Consider the following 3,386-nt stretch of genomic DNA (forward strand, 5'->3'; position numbering starts at 1 on the left):
GCGGCTAAAGCCGCCTAAACGTTATGCACTTCAGGTTTGAATCCGCGTAATTAAAGACCTGCACGCTCTTTAATTACTGCAATAAGCGGTGAGCTGGCAAAATTCCCTTCAGCCCAAGCAATATCAGCACCATCTGTTAACGCACTTTTTGATAAGTTTTTAACTATATACTCACCAGTATCTACTGCATTACTAGCAACAGCATGACGTAATAAGTTATTACCATTACATTGTACTGCATCATAAATATTACGAATTTTTACACGAGAGCTTTTAAGCTTGCTGCGTAATCGGTTTTTATCGTCTGCCGCAATATATTCACAAATAGATACTGCTAATTGATCTTCAGCATTTACAGGTGCTGTATACGAAAACGAACTAACAGCTACAACGGCAGTAAGTGCAACTAGCTTTGGTAATTTAAACATGACAAACCCTTTATAATACTTTGTTCTTATATAGACTATCGAATATTATATCAATCTATCAAAATTTACGCAATAATGTTAACGTTCTTTATATAAAGTTACGAATTTATAACTAGATAAATTCTTGTCATCCGGATGGTTTTCTTGCTCTTCTTTCACGTACCAATTAGCAACTTTATTGTAATCAGGAAACTGTGTATCGCCTTTAACATCTAAATCAATAAAAGTTAGATACAGGCGCTCTGCTTTTGGTAAAAATTGCTCATAGATATTACCACCACCAATAATCATTACTTCTTCAGCAGTAGCAACGAGTTCTAATGCGGCATCTGGCGTAGTTACTACTTCAATACCCTGTGCAGTATATTCGCTGTTTCGAGTAATAATAATATTACGGCGCCCAGGTAATGGACGGCCTATAGACTCAAAAGTTTTACGACCCATGATCACAGGCTTACCCGTAGTGACCTTTTTAAAATGCTGAAGATCTGCAGGTAAATGCCATGGCATTTTATTATCTAGACCAATTACACGGTTATTTGCCATTGCTGCAATCATTGAAATTATCATAATAAACACCTAATACTTTATTCTTAAACAAAGAAAAAGGAGCATAAGCTCCTTTTTAGTAAATTCTATTTAATTAACGCTCGTAGACAACTTCTACGTCGTAATCATCTTCATCCCAGTCATCCCAATCATCATCATTGCCCTTACCTTTAGTGGCTTTTTCATGATAGGTATCCCACTTAAATTCAACTTCTTCATCTTCCACTTGTACAAACTTCTCTTTAGGCATGCTATCAAGTAGTGTCATTATGTTGTGGATTAATGGTTGAGTGTTAAGTTTATTAATTGCTGAAATGTGATAGATATTTTCAGTTTCGCCCAGCTCTTCTGCAATCGATTCGCATAACGCTTTTGCTTCATCCTCTGGTAATAAATCTATTTTATTAAATACTAACCAGCGTGGCTTCTCAGCTAATTTAGGGCTGTATTGGTGCAGTTCGTTAATAATCGAAAACGCATTATCAACAGGGTTTGAACCATCTACCGGCATTACATCAATAATGTGTAATAACACACGACAACGCTCTAAATGTTTCAAAAAGCGAATACCTAGGCCTGCGCCATCAGATGCACCTTCAATTAGACCCGGAATATCGGCTATAACAAATGATTTATTTGCTTCAGGACGTACTACACCTAAATTAGGAATAAGCGTCGTGAATGGGTAATCAGCTACTTTTGGTCTTGCTGCAGATACACTGCGGATAAACGTAGATTTACCGGCATTTGGTAATCCAAGTAAGCCAACATCAGCTAATAATAGTAACTCTAATTTTAAGTTACGTACTTCACCTGGTGTGCCTAATGTTTTTTGACGAGGTGCTCGGTTAGTACTTGATTTAAAACGCGCATTCCCCAAGCCGTGGAAACCACCTTTTGCAACCAAAATTCGTTGACCATGTTGCGTTAAATCGCCAAGTCCCTCTTGGGTATCAACATCCATGATGCGCGTGCCCACAGGCACCATAACAAATAAGTCATCAGCTTTTCGGCCTGTACAGTTACGGCTACGACCGTTAGTACCACGTTCAGCTCTATGGAAGCGCTCAAACTGATAATCAATTAAGGTATTTAAGTTTTCATCAGCTTGTAGATAAACACTACCACCGTCTCCACCGTCACCGCCGTCTGGTCCACCATCTGGAACATATTTTTCACGACGGAAAGACACGATGCCGCTGCCACCGTCTCCAGCTTCTGCGCGAATTTCTACTTCATCTACAAACTTCATGATTACTCACTTTAGGGATTGGCTTGTTTAATAACTCTATTATATACCCAAGCCAGCACAAATGCAGGCTTGGGTATATATTGGCTGACTACAAAACAAAAAACCCCGCAAAGGCGGGGTTTTTAACTACCTTACTGATTACTCAGTTACGATAGTTACGTATTTACGGTTTAAAGGACCTTTTTGTTCAAACTGAACTTTACCATCTGCTTTTGCGAAGATAGTGTGGTCTTTACCGATACCTACGTTAGTACCAGGGTGGAAACGAGTTCCACGCTGACGAACAATGATGCTACCCGCTAGAACTGATTCGCCACCAAAACGCTTAACACCTAGGCGTTTGCTTTCTGAATCGCGACCGTTACGAGTACTACCAGCTGCTTTTTTATGTGCCATTTCTAAGTACCTCTAATTAAGCGCTAATGCTAGTGATTTTAACTTCAGTGAACCATTGACGATGGCCCATTTGCTTACGAGAATGCTTACGGCGTCTAAATTTAACAACCTTAATCTTCTCACCGCGACCATGTGAAACAACCTCAGCTGTTATCTTGCCACCGTTTACGAACGGTACACCGATCTCGATTTTCTCACCATCAGCAACTAAAAGTACTGAATCAAATTCTACTGCCGCACCAGTTTCAACGTCTAATTTTTCAAGACGAATCGTTTGACCTTCAGTCACACGATGCTGTTTACCACCACTTTGGAAAACCGCGTACATAATTAACTCCGTCTGTGCACCCTCAAATCGGCGCAACTAAAATATTCTTCGATAGGGCGCGAAGTTTACGCTAACGCGAAATAACTAGCAAGCCTATTTTGTAATTAAAATGAATAAAAAGTAGCTGCTTTGAGAGCAATTCAATATTTACCCCATTTTATATTAATTGGCCCTTTTGCCAAGCGCTTTTTAACTCTTAGCCGAAATAAATTAATGTACTCAAATATGACCCTCACAGCTCAATATCTAAGCACACCATAAACTGTATATTGATTATCAATTAATCAGTTATCTTGGCTAATTCAGTCTAAATTAAGTACTTTAATAGTGTTTTTTCAATCAATCGTCACAAAATATCGAGCTAGTGCATTTTTTTTTTTTTTTTCTGCGCCGTTCACACATAAAAATTGGCTCGGAGATCAATGGATATAAA

5 protein-coding genes are annotated in these 3,386 nt (G+C 38.8%); all 5 read right to left on the reverse strand.

Annotated elements, in window-relative coordinates; translation table 11 throughout:
• Nucleotides 1-50: 50 nt before the first annotated feature.
• The 5 genes from GQR53_RS22840 to rplU all read right to left on the reverse strand — a co-directional run bounded on the left by GQR53_RS22840 (nucleotide 51) and on the right by rplU (nucleotide 2,953).
• Entirely contained in the window at nucleotides 51-428 is a 378-nt protein-coding gene (locus GQR53_RS22840; RefSeq protein WP_024594810.1) for a DUF3718 domain-containing protein, read from the reverse strand.
• A 78-nt stretch (nucleotides 429-506) separates the two neighbouring features.
• Entirely contained in the window at nucleotides 507-998 is a 492-nt protein-coding gene (gene folA, locus GQR53_RS22845; RefSeq protein ID WP_138489689.1) for a type 3 dihydrofolate reductase, read from the reverse strand.
• 73 nt (nucleotides 999-1,071) lie between these two features.
• Nucleotides 1,072-2,229 carry an Obg family GTPase CgtA gene (gene cgtA, locus GQR53_RS22850; RefSeq protein WP_002957746.1) on the reverse strand — a complete coding sequence of 386 codons (1,158 nt, stop codon included), beginning with the start codon at nucleotides 2,227-2,229 and terminating at the stop codon, nucleotides 1,072-1,074.
• A gap of 138 nt (nucleotides 2,230-2,367) precedes the next feature.
• Nucleotides 2,368-2,625, reverse strand: coding sequence for a 50S ribosomal protein L27 (gene rpmA / locus GQR53_RS22855; protein ID WP_002957747.1), 258 nt, complete (start codon nucleotides 2,623-2,625; stop codon nucleotides 2,368-2,370).
• 16 nt (nucleotides 2,626-2,641) lie between these two features.
• Nucleotides 2,642-2,953, reverse strand: a complete 312-nt coding sequence (gene rplU / locus GQR53_RS22860) for a 50S ribosomal protein L21 (RefSeq protein ID WP_002957748.1) — start codon at nucleotides 2,951-2,953, stop codon at nucleotides 2,642-2,644.
• Between the last annotated feature and the right edge of the window lie 433 nt (nucleotides 2,954-3,386).

The sequence above is a fragment of the Pseudoalteromonas sp. Z9A6 genome, assembly GCF_011378805.1.
Taxonomy (GTDB): domain Bacteria; phylum Pseudomonadota; class Gammaproteobacteria; order Enterobacterales; family Alteromonadaceae; genus Pseudoalteromonas; species Pseudoalteromonas distincta.